Annotated in this window: 18 protein-coding genes and 2 rRNA genes (1 of these 20 running past the window's edge); 2 read left to right on the top strand and 18 right to left on the bottom strand. The window is 74.1% G+C overall.

All coding sequences use genetic code 11. The features are described 5' to 3' along the window. Positions 1-51 precede the first annotated feature (51 nt). Complete coding sequence (locus HDA31_RS09820; RefSeq protein WP_043968096.1) at positions 52-366, top strand: TM2 domain-containing protein; 315 nt, start codon at positions 52-54, stop codon at positions 364-366. 149 nt (positions 367-515) lie between these two features. Here the strand turns inward: HDA31_RS09820 and HDA31_RS09815 are convergent, their stop codons facing one another. From HDA31_RS09815 to HDA31_RS09755, 13 genes are all read right to left on the bottom strand, one after another. After that, a complete protein-coding gene (locus HDA31_RS09815) occupies positions 516-1121 on the bottom strand; it encodes an NUDIX domain-containing protein (protein WP_178064799.1) in 606 nt (201 codons plus the stop codon). After that, positions 1118-2878, bottom strand: a complete 1761-nt coding sequence (gene pyrG / locus HDA31_RS09810; protein ID WP_178064798.1) for a CTP synthase — start codon at positions 2876-2878, stop codon at positions 1118-1120. The genes HDA31_RS09815 and pyrG overlap by 4 nt, the downstream gene beginning before the upstream one ends. A gap of 181 nt (positions 2879-3059) precedes the next feature. After that, positions 3060-5390, bottom strand: a complete 2331-nt coding sequence (locus tag HDA31_RS09805) for a hypothetical protein (protein WP_246384683.1) — start codon at positions 5388-5390, stop codon at positions 3060-3062. 23 nt (positions 5391-5413) lie between these two features. Then, positions 5414-6580, bottom strand: a complete 1167-nt coding sequence (locus HDA31_RS09800; RefSeq protein ID WP_178064797.1) for a glycosyltransferase family 4 protein — start codon at positions 6578-6580, stop codon at positions 5414-5416. 52 nt (positions 6581-6632) lie between these two features. Further along, on the bottom strand, positions 6633-8330 hold the full coding sequence (gene murJ / locus HDA31_RS09795; RefSeq protein ID WP_178064796.1) for a murein biosynthesis integral membrane protein MurJ: 1698 nt from the start codon (positions 8328-8330) through the stop codon (positions 6633-6635). Between the two features lie 93 nt (positions 8331-8423). Continuing rightward, entirely contained in the window at positions 8424-9290 is an 867-nt protein-coding gene (locus HDA31_RS09790) for a hypothetical protein (RefSeq protein WP_178064795.1), read from the bottom strand. Positions 9291-9357: 67 nt separating this feature from the next. Further along, positions 9358-10296 carry a copper transporter gene (locus HDA31_RS09785; RefSeq protein WP_178064794.1) on the bottom strand — a complete coding sequence of 313 codons (939 nt, stop codon included), beginning with the start codon at positions 10294-10296 and terminating at the stop codon, positions 9358-9360. A 28-nt stretch (positions 10297-10324) separates the two neighbouring features. After that, positions 10325-11503 (bottom strand): putative cytokinetic ring protein SteA, encoded by a 1179-nt coding sequence (gene steA / locus HDA31_RS09780; protein WP_178064793.1) that lies wholly within the window; start codon positions 11501-11503, stop codon positions 10325-10327. A 120-nt stretch (positions 11504-11623) separates the two neighbouring features. Next, on the bottom strand, positions 11624-13381 hold the full coding sequence (recN, locus tag HDA31_RS09775; RefSeq protein ID WP_178064792.1) for a DNA repair protein RecN: 1758 nt from the start codon (positions 13379-13381) through the stop codon (positions 11624-11626). 152 nt (positions 13382-13533) lie between these two features. Beyond that, positions 13534-14418: an NAD kinase gene (locus HDA31_RS09770; protein ID WP_178064791.1), complete on the bottom strand. Its 885-nt coding sequence runs from the start codon at positions 14416-14418 to the stop codon at positions 13534-13536. Positions 14419-14580: 162 nt separating this feature from the next. Continuing rightward, positions 14581-15441 (bottom strand): TlyA family RNA methyltransferase, encoded by an 861-nt coding sequence (locus HDA31_RS09765; RefSeq protein WP_178064790.1) that lies wholly within the window; start codon positions 15439-15441, stop codon positions 14581-14583. 20 nt (positions 15442-15461) lie between these two features. Next, complete coding sequence (locus tag HDA31_RS09760) at positions 15462-15710, bottom strand: hypothetical protein (RefSeq protein ID WP_074479374.1); 249 nt, start codon at positions 15708-15710, stop codon at positions 15462-15464. A 28-nt stretch (positions 15711-15738) separates the two neighbouring features. Then, on the bottom strand, positions 15739-16356 hold the full coding sequence (locus HDA31_RS09755; protein ID WP_178064789.1) for a phasin family protein: 618 nt from the start codon (positions 16354-16356) through the stop codon (positions 15739-15741). A 112-nt stretch (positions 16357-16468) separates the two neighbouring features. Between HDA31_RS09755 and HDA31_RS09750 the strand changes: the two genes are divergently transcribed. Next, on the top strand, positions 16469-16807 hold the full coding sequence (locus HDA31_RS09750) for an SCP2 sterol-binding domain-containing protein (protein ID WP_178064788.1): 339 nt from the start codon (positions 16469-16471) through the stop codon (positions 16805-16807). Positions 16808-16890: 83 nt separating this feature from the next. On the opposite strand, the gene HDA31_RS09745 is transcribed toward HDA31_RS09750, so the two are convergent. The 5 genes from HDA31_RS09745 to HDA31_RS09730 all read right to left on the bottom strand — a co-directional run. Continuing rightward, a complete protein-coding gene (locus tag HDA31_RS09745; protein ID WP_178064787.1) occupies positions 16891-17910 on the bottom strand; it encodes an HAD-IIA family hydrolase in 1020 nt (339 codons plus the stop codon). Beyond that, positions 17907-18755: a Replicase polyprotein 1ab gene (locus tag HDA31_RS09740; protein WP_178067413.1), complete on the bottom strand. Its 849-nt coding sequence runs from the start codon at positions 18753-18755 to the stop codon at positions 17907-17909. The genes HDA31_RS09745 and HDA31_RS09740 overlap by 4 nt, the downstream gene beginning before the upstream one ends. Further along, entirely contained in the window at positions 18677-19993 is a 1317-nt protein-coding gene (locus tag HDA31_RS31755) for a hypothetical protein (protein ID WP_221487979.1), read from the bottom strand. Before HDA31_RS31755 ends, HDA31_RS09740 begins: the two co-directional genes overlap by 79 nt. A 351-nt stretch (positions 19994-20344) precedes the next feature. Then, positions 20345-20461, bottom strand: a 5S ribosomal RNA gene (gene rrf, locus HDA31_RS09735). 76 nt (positions 20462-20537) lie between these two features. Further along, positions 20538-22716 (bottom strand): 23S ribosomal RNA (locus HDA31_RS09730) (it continues 931 nt past the right edge of the window).

Raw genomic sequence — 22716 nt, 5'->3', positions numbered from 1 at the left:
TGGGGCCGGCGGTGGAGAGCGGATCAGCCGTTCCGCCAGTGTTGGCCTCCCATCGTCCCACCGGTGGGGTGCCGCTGCGGACAGGACGCGAGTCGATCACTATGGTTTCGCCCCATGACCACTCCTTACCAGCAGTACCCGCAGGGCGTCTCCGACAAGAGCAAGGTCGTCGCGGGTGTACTCGGCATCCTCCTCGGCGGCTTCGGCGTCGGGCGGTTCTACATGGGCGACACCAAGACCGGCGTGCTCCAGCTCGTCGTGACCCTGGTCACCTGCGGCTTCGGCGCCCTCTGGGGCACCATCGACGGGATCCTGATCCTGGTCAACGGCGGCGTCGACGGGCAGGGTCGCCCGCTGCGCGACTGATCTCCGCCTCGTCTCGAAGGGGCCGTGCGGCACGCCGCACGGCCCCTTCCCCACGTCACGTTCCCCTCCTGGCCGGCGTGGGCCTCGCCGACCTGCGGGACGCCCGGCCCGACCCGGCGCACGAGCCGCCGCCGGGACGCCCGCTCGGCTCAGCGCGGCAGCGGCGCGTCCGGGCGGCGCAGCGCCGACCAGCCGGCGTCGCGGGCGCGGGCGGCGGCGAGCAGCCCCGCCACGGCGGAGGCGTTGGTGATCTCCCCGGCCAGCACCATCCGCACCGCCTCGTCGAGGTCGACCCGGACGACCTGGAGGTCGGCCTCCTCCTCGCTGCGCTCGTGGCGCTGCCCGGCGGGCACCTCGGCGAGGTCGCGGGCCAGGAAGACCCGGATGACCTCGTTGGAGAAGCCCGGCGAGCTGTGCAGGTCGACCAGCACGTCGATGGTGCCGGCGGTGAGGTCGGCCTCCTCGGCGAGCTCCCGGGCCGCCGTGTCGGCCAGGTCCTCGCCGGAGACGTCGATCAGCCCGGCGGGCAGCTCCCACAGGTGCCGGCCGACCGGGTGCCGGTACTGCCGGATGAGCACCACCTGGCCGGCGTCGTCGAGGGCCACGACGGCGACCGCGCCGACGTGCCGGACGTAGTCGCGGACGGCGGCGCCCCCGCCGGGCATGGTGACCTCGTCGGTGACCACGGAGAAGATCCGCCCGGCGTAGCGTTCCCGCCGGCCGGTCACCTCGTAGCGGTGCTCGACGGCGCTCACGACGCCGACGCCGTCTCGCGCCCGGCGGCCGCGCCGCCGTTGTGACCGGCCCGGCCCGCCGCCTCCGCCGCGCCGACGGCGTCCAGGTCGACCGGGAGCTGGTCGGCCTCGGAGTAGGCGACGGCGGCCTTCACGAACGCCGCGAACAGCGGGTGCGGCCGGGTCGGGCGGCTCTTCAGCTCGGGGTGCGCCTGGGTGGCCACGAAGAACGGGTGCAGGTCGCGGTCCAGCTCGACGAACTCGACGAGCCGGCCGTCCGGGGAGGTGCCGGAGATGTGCAGCCCCGCCTTGCTGAGCTGGTCGCGGTAGGCGTTGTTCACCTCGTAGCGGTGCCGGTGCCGCTCGCTGACCTCGGTGGTGCCGTACGCCTCGGCGACGATCGACCCCGCGGCCAGCTTCGCCGGGTACGCGCCCAGCCGCATGGTGCCGCCCAGGTCGCCCCGGCCGGCGACGATGTCCTCCTGGTCGGCCATGGTGGCGATGACCGGGTGCGTGGCCTCCTCGTCGAACTCCAGGGAGTTGGCCCCGTGCAGGCCGGCCAGGTGCCGGGCCGCCTCGATGGTCATGCACTGCAGGCCGAGGCAGAGGCCGAGCAGCGGCACGCCGTTCTCCCGGGCGTACCGGGCGGTGCCGATCTTGCCCTCGATGCCGCGCACGCCGAAGCCGCCGGGGATGACGATGCCGTCCACGCCGGCCAGGGCCGCCGCCGCGCCGGCCGGGGTGACGCAGTCGTCGCTGGGCACCCAGCGCAGCTGCACCCGGGCCCGGTGGCCGAACCCGGCGGCCCGGATCGCCTCGCTGACCGACAGGTAGGCGTCGGGCAGGTCGACGTACTTGCCGACCACCGCCACGGTGACGGTGTGCCGGGGCTGGTGGACCCGGTCGAGCAGGTCGTCCCAGCTGGCCCAGTCCACGTCGCGGAAGGACAGGCCGAGCCGGCGCACCACGTACGCGTCGAGGCCCTCGCGATGCAGCACCTTCGGGATGTCGTAGATGCTCGGCGCGTCCGGGGCGGCGACGACCGCCTCGGTGTCGACGTCGCAGTAGAGCGACAGCTTGACCTTGACCTTCTCCGGGATCTCCCGGTCGCAGCGCAGCACCAGCGCGTCGGGCTGGATGCCGATGCTGCGCAGCTGCGCCACCGAGTGCTGGGTGGGCTTGGTCTTCAGCTCGCCCGACGGGGCCAGGTAGGGCACCAGGGAGACGTGCAGGTAGAAGCAGTTGTCCCGGCCCAGGTCGTGACGGACCTGACGGATCGCCTCCAGGAACGGCAGCGACTCGATGTCGCCGACGGTGCCGCCGACCTCGGTGATCACCACGTCGGGGATCTGGCCCTCGGCGTCCGGGTCGGCCATGCCGAGGATGCGGGCCTTGATCTCGTTGGTGATGTGCGGGATCACCTGGACGGTGTCGCCCAGGTATTCACCGCGCCGCTCCTTCGCGATCACGTCCGAGTAGATCTGGCCGGTGGTGACGTTCGCCTTGCCGGACAGGTCCCGGTCGAGGAAACGCTCGTAGTGCCCGACGTCGAGGTCGGTCTCGGCGCCGTCCTCGGTGATGAAGACCTCGCCGTGCTGGAACGGGTTCATCGTCCCCGGGTCGACGTTGAGGTACGGGTCCAGCTTCTGCATCACCACGCGCAGCCCGCGGGCCGAGAGGAGGTTGCCGAGGCTGGAGGCGGTGAGGCCCTTACCCAACGAGGAGGCGACGCCCCCGGTGACGAAAATGTGCCTGGTCGTCCGTGCTGAAGGGGCCAAGGCCTGCTCCCGTGTCGTCCGTCGCGGTCGTGCAGACCGTCGTGCCGATCAGTGCCGAGAAACCGGGCGTGCCGGCTGCGGGACAAGTGATCACGCGATCCACGGGATTCCACGGTAACACCTCCCCGGGGCGGGTCCGCAGGCCGCACCCGAGGTCGCCCGGCCGGGGCGGCGCGCCGGGTCAGGCCGTCGCGGCCCCCGTCGATGCGCGGGCGGCCCGCCCGGTCGCCCGCTCCGGCGCGTCCCCGCCGCCGTCCGTGCCCGCGTCGGCGGGCGGCGCCGGGGGCGGCTCGGCGGGCGACGCGGTCCCGTCTCCGGCCCCGTCGCCTGCCCCGGCCCCGTCGGCGGCGGCGGGGCGGTCCGGGCCGCCCGGCGGGGCGACGCCGAGCCGGCCGTTGGCGGGGCCCCCGTCGCCCGGCTGGGTCCGGTCGGTGGAGTGGTCGAGCACCCGCAGCGCCGCGAGCGCCGCCATCGGCACCACCAGCGCGCCGGCCGCACCGGCCACGTCGAGCGCGGAGCCGCCGAGCAGCCCGCCGAGGCCGGCGGCCACCCCCGTGCCCGCCATCGCGGCCCGCATCGCGGGGTAGATGCCGAACAGGCGCATCAGCCCGCCCCACGGCTGGAGCAGCGCGAACCAGACCAGCAGGGCGCCGGCCAGGGCCAGCACCGTGAGCGGGCTGTTGACCAGGGTCTCGAAGTTGGCCGTGCTGGACCGGTGGACGGTCAGCCCGCCGGTGCCGTCGCCGAGGGCGGCCAGGAAGCGGCCGAGGCTGCCCCGTTCGGTCGCCGGCCGGCGCAGGTCGACCACCGCGAAGCCGATCATGACCGCCAGGCCCGCCATGCCCGCCCAGACCAGCCGGCTGACCGTCAGCCAGCCGCCGGTGCTGATCGCGGCGGCCACGCTCACCCCGGCCGTCAGCGCGATCGCGCCGATGGAGTCCGCGCCGAGGTAGGGGCTGCCGACCACCACCACGGCGGCCCCGCCGACGGCGACGACCACCATGGGCCGCCACCGGCGGTGGACCCGCTGGGCCAGCCAGCCGGCGCACAGCAGCGACCCGGCGGCGAACACGCCGAGCCCGACGGTGCCCAGGCCGGAGAACCGGCCGCCCTCCAGCGCCGAATAGCCGGTCACCCCGTTGAGCTGCAACCGGGCGCCGGTGAGCACGTCGGCGGCGACCACGAGGGTGGCCAGGCCGGCGACCGCGCCCAGCGGCCCGAGCGTCGCGTCGTGCCCGGGGGCGAACCGGACGGCGGCGGTCGCGCCGGCCAGCAGCAGCACGGTGGTCGCCGCGAACCACCAGCCGGCGTGGTCGCCGCGCCACCACGGCACCACGTCGGCGAGCAGGGCCGCCGGCACCGCGAGGGCGGCGGCGATCAGCAGCAGCTCGACCGTCGCCACCACCCGCCGGGGCACCGGCGCCGGGCCGACGGGCCCGGCGTGGCGGCGGGCGCGGCGCAACAGCGGCAGCACCGCCACGGCCAGCAGCACCTGCGCGCCGGCGAGCAGGGCGAAGAACCAGCCGGCGACCCGCCGCTGGGCGGCGGCCTCCCGGTCGGCGTCGGCCGGCGCGGCGATCGCGGCGGGCAGGTCCGCCGGGCGGCCGCCGACGGAGAGGGCAGGCCGGCCGAGGAACAGCCGTTCCGGCATCGGCCGCCCGAGCGCGGCGAGCGCGGTCGGCGCGAGGTCGACCAGTTGCAGGTAACCCTCCCGGCCGGTGGTCGGCGAGGTGAGCCAGCCCCGTTCCCAGCCCGGCCCGTCGGCGACGGCGACGTGCAGCCGCGCCGGCAGGTCGGTGTCGGAGATCCCGGCGACCAGCACCAGGGAACGCGGGGGCCGGCCGGCGAGGACCCGGGCCAGGTCGGCGTCGGCCCGGCGGGCCTGCTCGGCCCGGGCCGCCCGGTCCTCGCCGGTGACGGTGCCGAGGTCGACGATGCTCAGCACGCACGAGCCGAGCAGCGGAGCCGGGTCGTCGGGCAGCGCGGCGGCGTAGCGGTCGACCCGGCCGAAGGGGCGGGCGGCGGCCACCGCCGCGCCGGGACCGACGGCGACGGAGCAGCGCACCGACTCCGCCAGCGCGCCGGGCACCGCGCCCCAGGGCAGGCGCTGCTGGTTGTGCTGCACGACGCTCTCCTGGTCGGGCAGGTTCGCGCCGATGCCGTCGGGCTGCTCGACGGTCACCCCGGCCGGCGGGCACACGCTGCCGCCCCGGCTGCCGTTCCAGGCGGCGAAGTTGCCCGCGCCCAGGGTCAGCCAGCCGTCGACGGGGCAGGTGGGCCGGTGGGCGGACCGCACCGACAGCGAGCCGATCGAGCCCTGCTGGGCCATCCGCCACAGCGTCGGGGTGGTCTGCGCGTCGACGTCGTCCCAGCGCAGGCCGGCCACGCCGACGAGCACCACGAAGTCGGCGGTGCGCCGGGGCGTCTCGGTGGCGGGCCGGGCGGCGAGCGCGGTCACCCCCAGCACCACCACCAGCAGGGTGAGCAGGACCGGCGGCAGCCGGCGCAGCAGCACCGGTCTCAGCGCGCGCAGCATCACCGGCGTCCCGTCGACGGGGTGTCCGCGCCGGGGGCGGCCGGGCCGCTGGTGTCGCCGGCCAGCTCCGCGTAGAGCGCGGCAAGCTGGGCGACGGTGTCCGCCTCGGTGGGCCACGTCGCCGCCCGCGCGGCGCCGCGCCGGCCCAGCTCGGCCCGCCGGTCGTCGTCGTCGAGGAGCGCGCGCACGGCCGCGTCGACCGCGTCGACGTCACCCGGGGGCACCAGCGCCGCGGCGTCGCCGACCAGCTCCGGCAGGCCGCCGACGGCGGTCGCCACCAGCGGTACGCCGGCCCGCAGCGCCTCCTGCGCGAACAGCTGGCGGGCCTCCCAGTCGCTGGTCACCACGGCCAGGTCCGCCCCGGCGAGCAGGTCGGCCACGTCGGTGCGGTGCCCGAGCAGGGTGACCGGGGCGCGGGCGGCGGAGATCCGGGCGGCGAGGGGCAGGTATGCCGGGCCGCTGCCGGCGATCACCACGACCGGCGGCGGGGTCCGGCCGCGCCACCGGGCGGCGGCGTCGACCAGCACGTCGTACCGCTTCTGGGGGTGCAGCCGGCCCACGGAGAGGATCAGCGGCTGGCCGGCGGCGACCGCGAACTCGGCGCGGACGGCGGCCCGGCGGCGACGCGGCGCGGGCAGCGCCGGCGCAGCGACCGGGGCCAGCCGGGCGTCGGCGGCCCCGAGGGCGGCGGCGCGCTCGACCAGGTCGGCGCTGGCGCCGAGGGCGACCCGCGCGCCCCGGGCGACGACCCGCTCGGCGAGTCGGGACAACCCGCCGCGCAACCCCCGGGCGAGCACCGCGTTGTGCCAGGTGACCACGAGCGGGGCCGCCGGCCGGGCCAGGACGGCGACGAGCCCGGCGCGCAGGCCGTGCGCGTGCACGACGGCGACCGGTTCGGCGGCCAGCGCGCGGCGCAGCGCGGCGACGGCCCGGGCGTCGGCGGGTGTCGGGCTGGCCGGGATCTCGACCGGCTGGAAGCGGGCCCCCGCGCCGGTGAAGTCGAACTGCTCCTCGGTGGCCGCCGGCCCGCAGACCAGCACCGGCGCGCCCGCGGCGGCGAGGCCCCGGGCGACGGAGCGGACGTGCTGACCGACGCCGCCGGTGCTGGAGGCGAGCAGCAGCGCCACGGTGCCGTGCCCGCCGACGGCCGGTGTCGCGCCCGTCACCGCGACCACCCCCGGTCCACCGCCACCCCCGGTCGGCCGCCCGTCGTCCCGCTCACCCGGACACCGTCTCCTTCCCGTCGCCCCGTTCCGGACCGACCACGTCCCCCTGCCGAGGCCCGCCGGGGCGTCCGCCGCGCCGGAGCGCACCGGGCAGCCGGCGGCCCACGGCGGCGAGCAGCGGCCGCACGTCCCGCCGGTCGGCCAGGTACGCCACGGCGAGGAACGCCACCCCGACCACGGCTGCTGACAGCATGCCCTGCACGAGGGCCGCGAGTGTCGTCGGGGTGCCGGCCCCGGCCCCGGCCAGGGCATGCGCGGTGGCCGCCCCGGCGAGCGCGGCGAGTGCCCCGCCGAGCAGCCCCGCCGCGCCCGCGCGGGCCGTCCCGGCCAGCGCGGCGGGCCCGGCCGCGCGGCGCGCCGCGACGAGCAGCAGGACGCCGAGCAGCAGCATGCCGGCGGAGTTGGCCAGGGTCACCGCGAGCACCCGGTCGGCGCGGGGCAGCAGCGCGGCGAGGGGGGCGACGGCCAGCGGCACGGCCAGCCAGCCGGCGGTGATGGCCACCGTGGCCGGCCGGGTGTCGCCCCGGGCGTAGAGGGCGCGGGAGAGCACCGCGAACAGCCCGTAGCCGAGCAGGCCGGGGGCGAAGCCGGCGATCGCGGCGGCCACCGGGGCCGGGTCGTCGGGGTAGAAGAAGGCGGCGACGGGGGCGGCGGTGCCGGCGAGGGCCGCCGCGCCGAGGCAGCTGAACAGCAGCACCCCCCGGGTCGTGGCGGCGAGGGTGCCCCGGTACGCCCGTTCGTCGCCGGCCGCCGACGCGGCCGCGAGGGTCGGGTACGCGGCGACGGCGAGCGGCACGGCGAGCACCGCCCAGGGCAGCAGGTACATCGTCTGGGCGAGGTTGAACACCTGCGGGGAGCCGGTGGGGCCGCCGGAGGCGCTCTTGACGACCACGGCGAGGGCGAGCTGCTGGGCGGCGACGGTGACCGCCCCGGCCGCCGCGAGCCCGCCGACCCGGGCGCGGGCGTCGGCGTCGAACGCGTACCCGAAACGCAGCCGCAGGCCGAGCCGGCGCAGCGGGATCAGCAGCGACAGCGACAGCACGACCACGCCGAGGGTGGTGCCGCCGGTGAGGATCAGCTCGCCGCCCCGGCTCACCCCGGCGATGCTGGCCCCCCGGCCCTCGACGCCGGCGAAGGTCAGGTAGACCACGATCACGGTGAGGCTGGACAGCAGCGGGGCGATCACGGGCCAGGCGAACCGGCGGTGCGCCTGGAGGACGCCGGTGAGCACGATCCCGATGCCGTAGAGCGGCAGCTGGGGGGCGAAGATCCGCAGCATGCGCGCCCCGGCGGCCAGCTCGGCGGGGCTGCGGCCGGAGCTGAGCGCCTCGACGATCGGCCCGGCCAGCAGCGCAACCAGCGCCGCGAGGGGCACCAGCAGGGTCAGCGTCCAGGTCAGCAGGGCGCCGGTGGTCGCGCCGACGGCCCGCCGGTCGCCCGCCGCGACCGGACCGGCCAGCAGCGGCACCACCAGGCTGGCCAGCGCCCCACCGGCCACGATCTCGAAGATGATGTTCGGCGCGATGTTGGCGACCACGTACATGCCGCCGAGGTCGCTGCGCTCCACCACCCAGGTGAACACGGCGGTGCGGCCGAAGCCGGCGAGCCGGGCGACCACGGTGAGCACCGCGATGAGGGCGGCCGCCCCGGCCACCCGGCCGGCGCCGGCGAGGGGTGCCGGGGTCTTCACGTCAGCAGGTGGCCTTCCCGTCGGTCGCGGCGGCCCGCACGTCGGCCGGTGGCCGCGTCGGCAGCGCCGGGCTCATGAGGGCCGGGCGTCACGTCAGTCGGTGCGCCGGCCCAGCGCGTCCAGCTCACGCAGGCCCGGGGTGGCCTGGATGACCTGGGTGAAGCTGACCTTCTCGCTGGCGGCGGTGAGCCCGGCGAGCACGGCGAGCAGGCCGGCCCGGCCCAGCGGCCCGGTGCGGGCGGCGAGGGCCACCCCGAGCACCGCGCCGATCGCGTTGGCCCCGCCGTCGCCGACCATCACCTGCTCGTCGAGGTCGTCGGGGAGCAGGCCGGCGGCGGCGCCCACCGCCCCGGCGGCGATCCCGCCGTGCGGGCCCCCGGTCAGCGGCACGCCGAGCAGCAGCGCGGACTTCAGCGCCCGCCCGGGCCGCAGGTCCAGCAGGTTGAGCAGGTTGGCGGTGCCGGCGATCACCCCCGCGCCGAGGAGCACGTCGGCGGTGCGGCCCACCGCGCCGAGCCGCCCGCGGCGGGGGTGGGCGGCGACGGACCGGTCGGCGGCGAGCAGCGCCGACGCGGCCAGGCCCGCCGCGCCCACCCCGACGATCTTGACCAGCCCGGCGGTGACCCGGCCCTCGCGCAGCGCGGCGAGGTGCCCGGCGAAGCCCTTGGCGGCCTTCTGCTCGGGCCGGGCCCCCACCACGTCGTCGTAGACCCCGACCGCTCCCCCGCCCACGCCGGCCACCAGCGCGGCGACGCCGGCGGGGGCGCTGGCCGCGCCGAACGCCCCGGCCGCGGCGGCGCCGGCGGCGAGCGCCGGCCCGGCGGCGAGGGTGACGGCGCGGCCCCGGAAGTTGGTGCGCTCCAGCGCCGGGGCGGCCGGGGAGGTGCGCACCTCGCGCAGCGCGTAGCGGGCGGCGGCGGCACCGGCGCCGGCGATCAGCAGGCGGCCCAGCAGGCTCACGCGGTCACCCCGTTCGGTACGCCGCACGCACGGCGGGAAGGGTCGGACACCCGGGTACGTCGTTCGCTCACTGGGGCAGTCTAGGCAGCAGCGCGGACGCGTTGTCGCCCACGCCGTACTGGCCGGCCTTCTTCTCCACGAGCTGCTGCACCAGGGCGAGGGTGGTGACCAGCTGCCCCTGGGTGGTGTTGGCGTCGTCGACGGTGGAGATGGTCTGCGACAGCACCGGGTCGCCCCGGACGACCGAGACGACGTTGCCGCCGGCCGAGCCGTTGCCGGCCACCACGATCGCCCCCGTCCGGTCGAACTGCTCGGCGACCTTGACCACCGACTCGTCCTTCTTCGCGGAGTCCTTGTCCACGTACGGCTGGCCGCTGACCAGCACCACCGCCTCGGCGGGCCCGGTCACCTTCTCGTCGGTCGTCAGGTATCCGGCGTTGCTGTACGACGCCAGCACCGCCCGGCGGTCGGCCTCCGTGGCCGGGGACGCGCCGTCGGCGCGGTCGAGCAGCACGCTGGCCAGCAGGGCGCTGGACGTCTCCACCCCGTGCCCGTTGCCGGGCAGCCCCGAGGCGGGGGCGCTCGGCCGGGCCGCGGTGACGGCCAGCTCCATCAGGTTGTTGTTGTTGTCCGGGTTGATGAACTTGTCCTGCAGGTCGACCCGACCGGTGACCTGGGCACCGCCGAGCTGGAGCATCTTGAGCACGCCCTCGGTGTGCTCGCGGCCGCTGGGCAGGGTGAGCAGCAGCACGCGACGCCCGGTGAGCTTGCCCGGCAGGAGGACCTGGGCGACCTCGGCGGCGAACTGCTCCTCCAGCTCGATCTCCTTCTGCATGTTGTTGACCGCCTGGCGCATCTGCTGGTTGTCCTTGCTCAGCCCGTTGACCCGCTCCTTGAGCGAGTCGGCGACGGGGCCGTTGAGGGCGGCCGTGCCGACGACCAGGCCGATGGCCAGCGCCAGGAAGACCGCGGTCAGGGACACCACGTGGTAGCGGAAGTTGATCACGCTTGCAGCCTCTTGATCGGTCGGGGAGCTAGAAGAGCTGGCCGAGTTGGAACACGAAATTGTTCCACCATTCGCTGACCACGCCCAGGTACGCCTTGCCGACGGTGGAGACCGCCACAGCCGAGGCCATCGCCGCCACCGCCGACAGGACCAGCAGCAGCAGCGACGAACCGGAGATGCTCTGCCGGTAGAGCCGGCTCACGCCCTTGGCGTCCACCAGCTTCCCGCCGACCTTGAGCCGGGTGAGGAACGTCGAGGCCATCCCGCCCCGGCCCTTGTCCAGGAACTCGACCAGGGTGGCGTGGGTGCCGACCGCCACCAGCAGCGAGGCGCCCTTCTCGTCGGCCAGCAGCATCGCCAGGTCCTCGCTGGTGGCCGCCGCCGGGAACGTGATCGCCTCGACGCCCAGCCCGGCGACCCGGGGCAGCCCCGGGGCCCGGCCGTCGGGGTAGGCGTGCACGATCACCTCGGCGCCGCAGCGCAGCACGTCGTCGGTCACCGAGTCCATGTCCCCGATGATCATGTCGGGGGTGTAGCCGGCCTCGACCAGCGCGTCCGCCCCGCCGTCCACGCCGATCAGCACCGGCTTGAACTCCCGGATGTACGGGCGCAGCACGTCCAGGTCTGCCTTGTAGTCGTAGCCACGCACCACGATCAGGCAGTGCCGGCCCTGGATCTGGGTCTGGATCTCCGGCACGCCCACGCCGTCGAGGAGCAGGTCGCGCTCCTGCTTGAGATAGTCCATCGTGTTGGCGGCGAACGCCTCCAACTGCACCGACAACCCCTCGCGGGCGTCGGCCATCGCCTTCGCCACCGACTCGGCGTCCTGCAACGCGCCGTGCGCGACCGGCTCGCTGCCGACGAACACGGTGTTGCCCTCGATCCGGACGGTGTCGCCCTCCCGGACCCGCTCGAAGATCCCCTCGCCGAGGTCGTCCAGGAGCGGGATGCCGGCGGTCACCAGCACCTCCGGGCCGAGGTTCGGATACCGGCCGGAGACCGACGGCTTCGCGTTGAGCACGGCGGCGACGCCGACCGCCACCAGCGAGTCGGCCGCCACCCGGTCCAGGTCGACGTGGTCGATCACCGCGACATCGCCCGGACGCAGCCGCCCGACCAGGCGCTTCGTCCGGCGGTCGAGGCGCGCGGTGCCGAGGACTGTGTCCGGCTCGGTGTTACGGGTCCGGCGCAACGTGGGTAGACGCATCGTGACCATCCTGGCATGTGAGGCAGGCTTTTCTGTCGCGACATGCCTGAGCAGGGCCGCCTACCCAGGGAAGCACACCGGAGCGCGCGCCGGTGTGCGTGCGCTCACAATAACGCGCCGTCAGGGCCGCCTTTCGCGCGCCGCCACGGCCAGCAGCTCCTCGGCGTGAGCGATACCCAGATCCGAATCCGGCAAACCCGCCAGCATCCGGGCCAGCTCCCGGGCCCGCTCGGTGTCCTCCACCACCCGCACCCCGCTGGTGGTCACCGCGCCACCCGTGTCCTTCGCCACCACCAGGTGCCGGTCGGCGAACGCCGCCACCTGCGGCAGGTGGGTGACCACCAGCACCTGGTGGCTGCGCGCCAGCCGGGCCAGCCGCCGGCCGATCTCCACCGCCGCCTGACCGCCCACGCCCGCGTCGACCTCGTCGAAGACCAGGGTCGGCGGGCCGCCCGAGCCCGCGAACACCACCTCGATCGCGAGCATCACCCGGGACAGCTCACCGCCGGACGCGCCCCGCTGCAACGGCAGCGACGGGGCACCCGGGTGCGCCAGCAGGCGCAGCTCCACCTCGTCGCCGCCGTCCGGGCCGACGCCCACCTCCACGCCGTTGACCGCCAGGCTCGGCTCCGACCGGCCCGCCGGCCGGGGCAGCACCGCCACCTCGATGCGCGCGTGCGGCATCGCCAACCCGGCCAGCTCGACCGTCACCTGCTCGGCGAACCGCGACGCCGCCTCCTGCCGGGACGCCGACACCCGCCCCGCCAGGTCGGCCACCTCACCGGCCAGCCGGGCGGCCTCCCGGTCCAGCTCGTCCAGCACGTCGTCGGAGGTGTCCAGATCGGACAGCCGCGCCCGGGCCCGCTCCGCCCACGCCACCACCCCGTCGACGTCGTCGGCGTACTTGCGGGTCAACGCCCGCAGCGCCGCCCGCCGCTCGTAGACGACCTGCAACCGGGCCGGATCCGCGTCCAACGCCGCCAGGTACGTCGACAGCTCCGCCGACACGTCCGCGACCAGCGTCGCCGCCTCCTCCAACCGGGCCGCCAGGTCACCCAGGGCCGGATCGGTGCCCGCCTGCGCCTCCAGGGTGCGCCGGGCCAACCCCAGCAGCGCCGTGGCGTCCGGCGTCTCGTCGGTCGGCTCGGTGCCGCCCGCGACGCAGTGGTGCGCCGTCTGCGCCGCCGTGCGCAGCCCCTCCGCGTGCTCCAGTCGCTGCGCCTCGGCCCGCAACTCGTCGTCCTCGCCCGGCTGCGGATCCACCCGGCTGATCTCGTCGAGCCCCAGCCGGAGCAGGTCGGCCTCCTGATGGCGCGCCCGGGCGTTGCGCCGCCGGTCGGCCAGATCGTCGACCACCGCCCGCCACCGGGCGTACGCCTCCCGCAGCGCGTCGAGCAGCTTCTCGTGCTCGGGGCCGGCGAACCGGTCCAGCGCCGCCCGCTGCTCGGCCGGGCGCAGCAGGCGCAACTGGTCGGACTGGCCGTGCACCGCCACCACCTGCTCGCCGACCTCGCCGAGCATCGCCACCGGCATGCCCCGCCCGCCCAGGTGCGCCCGCGAGCGACCCTCCACGGTGACCGTGCGGCTCAGCAGCAGCGAACCGTCGTCGTCCGGCTCCCCACCGGCGTCGGTGACCCGGGCGTGCACGGCGGCGGCCACCCGGCCGCCGAGCCGCAGCCGCCCCTCGACCACCGCCCGACCCGGCTGGGCCCGCACCCGGCCCGCGTCGGCCCGGCCGCCGAAGAGCAGGCCCAGGCCGGTCACCACCATCGTCTTGCCCGCACCGGTCTCGCCGGTGATGACGTTCATCCCGCCGGCCAACGGCAGCGTGGTGTCCTCGATGACGCCCAGTCCGGTGATGCGCAGCTCTTCCAGCACAGCAACCGACAGTAGACGCGGGCCCCGACAGTTGACCAGCCGACACGGCCGGGACGCGGTGACCGCCCACCGGCCGCCGCCCCGTCACCCCCGCCGGGACGCCGGCCGACCAGCGGCCCACCAGCGCCGCCGGGCCGCCCCGGAGACGTCGCTCACCTGCGGTTGCCCCGCCAGCCGTGCACCGGCAACCCGAACTTCGCCACCAGCCGGTCGGTGAACGACCGGGCCTGCAGCCGCACCACCCGCACCGGCAGCGCGCCGCGCCGCACCGTCACCTGCGCCCCCGGCGGCAGGTCGTAGACGCGCCGGCCGTCGCAGCACAGCACGGCGAGGGTGGTGAACGGGTCCACCGTGATCGAGAACGTCGACGTCGGCGCGGTCACCAACGGCCGGCTGAACAGCGCGTGCGCGCTGATCGGGACCAGCAGCAACGCCTCCACCTCCGGCCACACCACCGGCCCGCCGCCCGAGAACGCGTACGCCGTCGAGCCCGTGGGGGTCGCGCAGACCACGCCGTCGCAGCCGTACCGGGACAGCGGGCGGCCGTCCACGTCGACCAGCAGCTCCAGCATCTGGGCCCGCTCGCCCTTCTCGACGCTGATCTCGTTGAGCGCCCAGGACTCGATCGTCGGGCCGCCGTCGAACTCCGCCGTCACGTCGAGGGTGAGCCGCTCGTCCACCGTGTAGTTGCGGTCCACCACGTCGCGCACGGCCACGTCCAGGTCGTCGATCTCCGCCTCGGCGAGGAACCCGACCTTGCCCAGGTTGATGCCGAGCAGCGGCACCTTCGCCGGCCGGGCCAGCTCCGCCGCGCGCAGGAACGTGCCGTCGCCGCCCAGGGCGAAGACGATCTCCGCCCCCTCGGCGGCCTCCAGCCCCGTCATCGGCACCACGCCCGGCAGGTCCAGGTCGTCGGCCTCCTCGGCCACCACCCGCACCTCGAACCCCGCGGCGATCAGGTCCGCCGCGACCGCCCGGGCGTGCTCCGTGCTGCGACGCCGGCCGGTGTGCGTCACCAACAGCGCGGTACGACTCAACGGAACCACCTTCCGCTCACGACCGCAGCGCCCGCAAGCTCACTCCTCGCGCTCACCCCATACCGCCTTTGTTCGCGACTGCGGGGCTCGCAAGCTCACTCCTCGCGCTCACCCTGCCACCTCCGCTCGCGACTGCGGGGCTCGCAAGCTCACTCCTCGCGCTCACCCTGCCACCTCCTCCGGGGCCGCGTCCGGCGCGTCACCGGACGGGCTCGGGCCCTGCGGGCCGGCCGCCACGACGGCCCGCACCCGCTCCGGGTCCGCCGCCGGCGCTCCCCGGCGTAACCATACGAAGAACTCGACGTTGCCGCTGGGCCCCGGCAGCGGGCTGGCGGTCACGCCCGCGAGCCCCAGGCCGAGTTGGGCGGCCGCCGTCGACACGTCCAGGACCGCCTCGGCGCGCAGCGCCGGATCGCGCACGACCCCGCCCGCGCCGACGCGCTCCCTGCCGACCTCGAACTGGGGCTTCACCATCAACGCCAGGTCGCCGTCGGCCCGGGTGCAGGCGGTCAGCGCCGGCAGCACCAGCCGCAGCGAGATGAACGACAGGTCCGCCACCGTCAGGTCGACCTCCCCGCCGATCGCCTCCGGGGTCAGCGTGCGGACGTTGGTCCGCTCGAACACCCGTACCCGGTCGTCGGTGCGCAGCGCCCACGCGAGCTGCCCGTAGCCGACGTCCACGGCGACGACCTCGGCCGCGTCGGCGCGCAGCAGGACGTCGGTGAAGCCGCCGGTCGACGCGCCGGCGTCGAGGCAGCGCCGGCCCGCCACCCGAAGCCCGTCCGGGGTGAACGCGGCCAGCGCGCCGGCCAGCTTGTGACCGCCCCGGGAGACGTACTCCGAGGTGGGGTCGGCACCGGTGACCAGCAGCGGATCGGCGGGGTCGACCAGCGCGGCGGCCTTGCGGGCCGGCACCCCGCGCAGCTGGACCCGCCCGGCCTCGACCAACGCGGCGGCCTGCTCGCGGGACCGGGCCAGACCGCGGCGGACGAGTTCGGCGTCGAGCCGGTTGCGACGTGCCATGAGGGTGGATCTCCGGTCGGTCAGGCCTGGTCGATGGTGGCGAGGGTCTCCCGCAGCGTCTGGTACGCCGCCTCGTACTGCGGGATCTGGTCGGCCGGGGAGAGCGACGCGGCGTTCGCCATCGCCTGCACGGCGGCGTCCACGGCAGGGTGCCGGGCGTCGCCGTCGTCGGCGTCGGCCACCGGGCGAGGCGGCGGGCCCGGTCGGGGCCCCGGCGGCGGCACGGGCCGGCCGCCGGGCGGTGGGCCCGGCCGGAACGGTCCGCTCACCGTCGGCACCGGCCAGACAGGGGTGCGCTCACGCCGCACCGCCCGGCTGCCGCTTGCGGGCCGGCGTCTTCTTCGCGGGGCGGGCCGGCTCCGCCGTGTCCCCCGCCGGCTCGGCGTTGCCCACCGCGGCGGGCGCCTTGCGGGCGACGGCCTTCGTGGCGACCGCCTTCTTCGCCACAGCCTTCGTGGCGACGGCCTTCTTCGCGACCGTCTTCTTCGCCACGGCCTTCGTGGCGACGGGGGCAGGTGCCCCGGACGTCGTCGCCCCGGACGGATCCGCCCCGGGCGACTGCGGGGCCGGCCCCTGCGGGCCGGGCGACGGCGGGGCAGATTCGGCGAGGCCGGCCCGGGCGTCCCGCAGCTGGCGTTCCAGCTCGTGCACCCGGCGGGTCAGCTCGGCCACCTCGTCAGCGGTCGCCAGCCCGACCGCGCCGAGCGCGCGGTCCACCTCGAAGCGCACCAGCTTCGTCAGCGCCTCCCGGTTCGCCGCGCCGGTGGAGACCAGTTCCTCGGCGAGGGCCTGGAGCTGGGTCGCCGTCGCCTCGCCGGAGCCGACGACCCGGCGCACCACGTCCTGCGCCTTCTTCCGGGGCGCCTCCGTCAGGCCCATGGCCAGTCCGAGGTAGGCGCGCCACGCGTCCTGCATGCCTGAGTCCTTCCACGGGGGTGGGGTTGCGGGTCTCACGCTACCGGGCGCCGGGCGACGCCCATTGCGGTACGGTGCCGGGAAACGGACGTGGCGCGCGTGAGGAGACGAAGTGGCCAGCGTGGACGAGTGCCGGCAGGCGTTGCAGGATCTGGCCGCCCGGCTGGACCGCAACGCCGACGCCGTGCGGGAACGGGTCGACCTGGACCGCACCCTGGCCTGCCGGGTCACCGACCTGGGCACCGCCTTCCACGCCCGGCTCGCCGACGGGCGGCTGCTCGACCTCACCGACGGCGACGACCCCAAGGCGAAGATCGCGCTGAGCACCAGCAGCGACGACCTGCTCGCCCTGGTACGCGGCGAGCTCGACGTGACCAAGGCGGTCGCGTCGCGCCGCGTGTCGATCAAGGCGAACCCGTTCGACCTGATGAAGCTCCGCAAGCTGCTCTGACGACCGGAAACGGGCGCAGCCCGCCCCTGCGGCCCCGGACCGGCCGGTGCCGCGGGAGCGGGCTGCGCACACCGCGCGGTGGGTCAGCCAGCCAGGCCGAGGGCGGCCAGGGCTGCCTCGCCCTCCGGCGAACCCGCCCGGGTCTGCGGGCCCACGCCGGTCGCCCAGGCGACGGCGCAGAGCGCGGCCAACGCGTCCAGCGGCCGGCCGCCGCCGGCCAGTTCCAGGCCACCGTCGGTCGCGCGCACCGACCAGCCGCCCGTCTCGGCGGCGCCCGGCACCCGGACCACGGCCGCCGGGTCGAACAGCCCGGCGAGGTCGACCGAGACGTACGTCGGCCGGCGCGCCGCCGGGGCGGCCAGCAGCTCGGGCACGTCGCTGACGCCCGTCAGCACGAGCAGGCTGTCCAGGCCGGCACGCCGGGCGCCCTCGATGTCGGTGTCGAGGCGGTCGCCCACCACGAGGGTGCGTCCCTGCCCCGCCCGGCGGGCGGCGGTGGCGAACAGCGCCGGCTCGGGCTTGCCCACGACCACGTCGGGGTCCCGGTCCAGCGCGGTCCGCAGCACGGCCACCAGTGACCCGTTGCCCGGCAGCGGCCCCCGCCCGCTGGGCAGGGTCCGGTCGGTGTTCGTGGCGATCCACTGCGCCCCGGCCCGCACGGCCAGGGACGCCTCGGCCAGGTCCGCCCAGCCGACCTGCGGGCCGTACCCCTGCACGACGGCGACGGGCGACTCGTCGAGGCGGGACACCGGGCGCAGCCCGACGGCGGTGATCTCGGCGCGCAGCGCCTCCGCCCCCACCACCAGCACGGGCGAGCCGGCGGGCAACCGCTCCGCCAGCAGCTCGGCAGCGGCGCCCGCGGAGGTGAGCACCTCCTCCGGCCCGGCGGGCACCCCCATGCCGGTGAGCAGGTCGGCGACCTCGCTGGCCCGCCGCGACGCGTTGTTGGTGGCGTACGCGACCGTCCGCCCCTCGGCGTGTAGCCGCCCCACCGCCTCGACCGCGCCGGGGATCGGCCGGTCGATCAGGTAGATGACCCCGTCCAGGTCGAAGACGACCAGCGAGTAGCCGTCGACCAGCCGGTCCCCGGTGTCCGTCGTCACCGCAGGTCCGCACCCGGCTCGGGCGAGTCCACGGGCTTCGCGCCCCGCTCGGTCTCCGTCGGTGCCGACCCGGCCCGGTCCGCAGCCACCGGGGCGACGTCGTCCTCGTCGTCGTCCTCCTGGTCGGCGTCTTCGTCGTCCTCGGCGTCCTCGTGGTCGGCGTCCTCGTGGTCGGCGGCGGCGTCGACGCCCTCCTCGGCCGGCTCGTCGTCCTCGTCGTCGCCCTCGATCAGCACCCCGTCGAGTTCGAGCAGCCGCTCGGCGGCGTCGGTGTCGCCCTCGGCGTCGACGTCGGCCGCCCGGGAGAACCACTCCCGGGCCTCCTCACGGCGGTCCACGGCGAGCAGCGCGTCGGCGTACGCGTACCGGAGCCGGGCGGCCCACGGCTCGGTCGCATCGTTGGTCAGCTCGCGGACCTGGAGCATGGCCACGGCCGCGTCCTTCTGGCCGAGGTCACCCCGGGCCCCGGCGGCGACGATCAGCAGCTCGACCGCGACGGCCTGGTCGAGCTTCTCCCGGTCGGCCCCCCGGAACAGGTCGATCGCCCGCTCCGGACGCCCGAGCGCCCGCTCGCAGTCGGCGAGCACGGCCAGGTGGCTCTGCAGGCCCGTCATCCGGTGGTACGTGCGCAGCTCGGCGATCGCCGTCTGCCACTCCCCCGCGTGGTACGCGGCCAACCCGACCGCCTCGCGCACCGCCGAGATACGCGACGCGAGCCGACGGGCGGCGAGCGTGTGCGCCAGCGCCTCCGCCGGGGCCTCGTCGATCAGCTGACCGGCCGCGACCAGGTGCCGGGCGACGGTGTCGGCCACCGGCTTGGCCAGTGACAGCAGCTCCGCGCGCACGGCCTGGTCCAGGTCGGACGCGACGATCTCGTCGGGCAACGCCGGTGCGCCGGCCCCCTGCGGCTCGGCCCGGTCACGCCGGTCGTCCCGGCGGTCGCGTGGCCCGTCCCCGGCACCGTCCCGACGCCGGTCCTCGAATCCCGGCCGGTCGTCCCGGCGCGGACGGTCGCCGTAGCCACCGGTCCGGTCGCCACTGCGGAAGCCGCCGTCGCGGGGCGGACCCGAACGGAAACCACCCTCACGCGGCGGGCCGGAACGGAAACCACCCTCACGCGAACCACCGTCGCGTCGGTCACCACCGCGGAAACCGCCCTCGCGGTCACCGCCTCGGAAGCCGCCCTCACGCGGCGGCCCGGAACGGAAACCACCCTCACGACGGTCCCCGCCGAAACCGCCCTCACGGCGATCCCCGCTGCGGAAGGTGCCCTCGCGGTCGCCGCCGCGGAAACCGCGCTCGCGGCTCTCACCGTCGCGGCGGAAGCCGCCCTCGCGCGGACCGCCCTCACGACGGTCCCCACCCCGGAAACCACCCTCACGCGGGGGGCCGGAACGGAAACCGCCCTCCGACCGGTCGCCGCCACGGAAACCACCCTCACGACGGTCCCCACCACGGAAGCCACCCTCACGGGCGTCACCGTCACGACGGATGCCGCCCTCACGGCGGTCTCCACCGAAGCCACCCTCGCGGCGATCCCCACCTCGGAAGCCGCCCTCACGCGGCGGCCCGGAACGGAAACCACCCTCACGCGAACCACCGTCGCGCCGGTCACCACCGCGGAAACCGCCCTCGCGGTCACCACCACGGAAGCCACCCTGGCGGCCATCGCCGTCACGGCGGAAGCCGCCTTCACGGCGATCCCCGCCGAAACCACCCTCGCGGCGATCCCCACCTCGGAAGCCGCCCTCACGACGGTCGCCGCCGCGGAAACCACCCTCACGCGGACCACCCTCACGACGGTCCCCACCACGGAAGCCACCCTCACGGGCGTCACCGTCACGGCGGAAGCCGCCCTCACGACGGTCCCCGCCGAAACCACCCTCGCGGCGATCCCCGCCCCGGAAACCACCCTCACGCGGCGGACCAGAACGGAAACCACCCTCACGCGAACCACCGTCGCGCCGGTCACCGCCACGGAAGCCACCCTCGCGGTCACCACCGCGGAACCCACCCTGGCGGCCATCGCCGTCACGACGGAAACCGCCCTCGCGGCGATCCCCGCCCCGGAAACCACCCTCACGCGAACCACCGCCGCGGAAGTCCCGGCCCTCGCCGCGTGGCGGGCCCTGGTGACCACCGTCCCGGCCACCACCGGTGGACCGTGAATCGTCGCGCGAGCGGAAACCGCCCTCGCGGCGGTCGCCATAGCCGCCGCGCTGGTCGCGCGAGCGGTCGTCCCGATCCCGGTACGACGGGCGGTCATCGCGGCGGGGCGCGTCACCACGTCGGTCGGAACGGTCTTCGTAACGTCGAGGACGGTCGCCGTCCTGCGGTCCTGAACTCACAGGTACATCCTTCCTGATTGCGCCGCACTCGACGCTACGCAGTTGAGGGCCGACCCATATTGGGGCGGCCCTCGACTGGAAAGAATGTCCGGCGGTGTCCTACTCTCCCACACCCTCCCGAGTGCAGTACCATCGGCGCTGGAGGGCTTAGCTTCCGGGTTCGGAATGTAACCGGGCGTTTCCCCTCCGCCATGACCGCCGTAACTCTATGAACATATCAAACAACCACCCAGGGCCGCCTGTTTGTTCAGAGTTGCACAGTGGACGCGTAGCAGCTTCGTAGTCAAGTCCTCGGCCTATTAGTACCGGTCAACTCAACCCGTTACCGAGCTTACATCTCCGGCCTATCAACCCAGTCGTCTAGCTGGGGGCCTTACCCCACCAAAGGTGGGTGGGATACCTCATCTTGAAGCAGGCTTCCCGCTTAGATGCTTTCAGCGGTTATCCCTTCCGAACGTAGCCAACCAGCCGTGCCCCTGGCGGGACAACTGGCACACCAGAGGTTCGTCCGTCCCGGTCCTCTCGTACTAGGGACAGCCCTTCTCAAGTATCCTACGCGCACGGCGGATAGGGACCGAACTGTCTCACGACGTTCTAAACCCAGCTCGCGTACCGCTTTAATGGGCGAACAGCCCAACCCTTGGGACCTGCTACAGCCCCAGGATGCGACGAGCCGACATCGAGGTGCCAAACCATCCCGTCGATATGGACTCTTGGGGAAGATCAGCCTGTTATCCCCGGGGTACCTTTTATCCGTTGAGCGACACCGCTTCCACACGCAAGTGCCGGATCACTAGTCCCGACTTTCGTCCCTGCTCGACCTGTCAGTCTCACAGTCAAGCCCCCTTGTGCACTTGCACTCAACACCTGATTGCCAACCAGGCTGAGGGAACCTTTGGGCGCCTCCGTTACCCTTTAGGAGGCAACCGCCCCAGTTAAACTACCCACCAGACACTGTCCCTGAACCGGATAACGGCCCGAAGTTAGATACCCGAATCAACCAGAGTGGTATTTCAAGATTGCCTCCACCCATACTGGCGTATAGGCTTCACCGGCTCCCACCTATCCTACACAAGCTAACTCAGATACCAATGTCAAGCTATAGTAAAGGTCCCGGGGTCTTTCCGTCCTGCCGCGCGTAACGAGCATCTTTACTCGTAATGCAATTTCGCCGGGCCTGTGGTTGAGACAGTGGGGAAGTCGTTACGCCATTCGTGCAGGTCGGAACTTACCCGACAAGGAATTTCGCTACCTTAGGATGGTTATAGTTACCACCGCCGTTTACTGGCGCTTAAGTTCTCCGCTTCGCCCCCCGAAAGGAGCTAACAGGTCCCCTTAACGTTCCAGCACCGGGCAGGCGTCAGTCCATATACATCGAATTACTTCTTCGCATGGACCTGTGTTTTTAGTAAACAGTCGCTTCCCCCTGCTCTCTGCGGCCATACAACGCTCCACCCGCAAGGGGCTTCACGTCTCCGGCCCCCCTTCTCCCTAAGTTACGGGGGCAATTTGCCGAGTTCCTTAACCACAGTTCGCCCGATCGCCTCGGTATTCTCTACCTGACCACCTGTGTCGGTTTGGGGTACGGGCCGCTCGGAACTCGCTAGAGGCTTTTCTCGGCAGCATAGGATCACTGACTTCACCTGAATCGGCTCGGCATCACGTCTCAGCCACATGTGTTGCGGATTTGCCTACAACACGGCCTACACGCTTACCCCGGCACAACCACCGGCCGGGATCAGCTACCTTCCTGCGTCACCCCATCGCTTGACTACTACCCGCCAGGTTCCCACGCTCCCCAACCTTGACCCGAAGGCCTCAGCGGTTTGGGTGGTTAGCACAACGAGGTTCATCACGGGCGCTCCTTCGCGGGTACGGGAATATCAACCCGTTGTCCATCGACTACGCCTCTCGGCCTCGCCTTAGGTCCCGACTCACCCAGGGCGGATTAGCCTGGCCCTGGAACCCTTGGTCATCCGGCGGAAGGGTTTCTCACCCTTCTTTCGCTACTCATGCCTGCATTCTCACTCGTGCCGCGTCCACAACTAGGTCACCCCGCTGCTTCACCCCCGGCACGACGCTCCCCTACCCACCCACACACCTGCACCAGACATCAAGGCCTGGCGAAGTATCATGTGAGTGCCACAGCTTCGGCGGTGTGCTTGAGCCCCGCTACATTGTCGGCGCGGAACCACTTGACCAGTGAGCTATTACGCACTCTTTAAAGGGTGGCTGCTTCTAAGCCAACCTCCTGGTTGTCTATGCGACCCCACATCCTTTTCCACTTAGCACACGCTTAGGGGCCTTAGCTGGTGATCTGGGCTGTTTCCCTCTCGACTACGAAGCTTATCCCCCGCAGTCTCACTGCCGCGCTCTCACTTACCGGCATTCGGAGTTTGGCTGATTTCAGTAAGCTTGTGGGCCCCCTAGACCATCCAGTGCTCTACCTCCGGCAAGA

It is taken from the genome of Micromonospora carbonacea, assembly GCF_014205165.1.
Taxonomy (GTDB): domain Bacteria; phylum Actinomycetota; class Actinomycetes; order Mycobacteriales; family Micromonosporaceae; genus Micromonospora; species Micromonospora carbonacea.
The sequence above is the reverse complement of the archived record's forward strand: the minus strand, read 5'-3'. Positions and strand labels throughout refer to the sequence as shown.

Excerpts from the sequence above, each read along its gene's own strand:
- steA (WP_178064793.1), bottom strand. The coding sequence starts at position 11,503 with ATGCGTCTACCCACGTTGCGCCGGACCCGTAACACCGAGCCGGACACA.
- HDA31_RS09765 (WP_178064790.1), bottom strand. The coding sequence starts at position 15,441 with ATGGCACGTCGCAACCGGCTCGACGCCGAACTCGTCCGCCGCGGTCTG.
- HDA31_RS09755 (WP_178064789.1), bottom strand. The coding sequence starts at position 16,356 with ATGCAGGACGCGTGGCGCGCCTACCTCGGACTGGCCATGGGCCTGACG.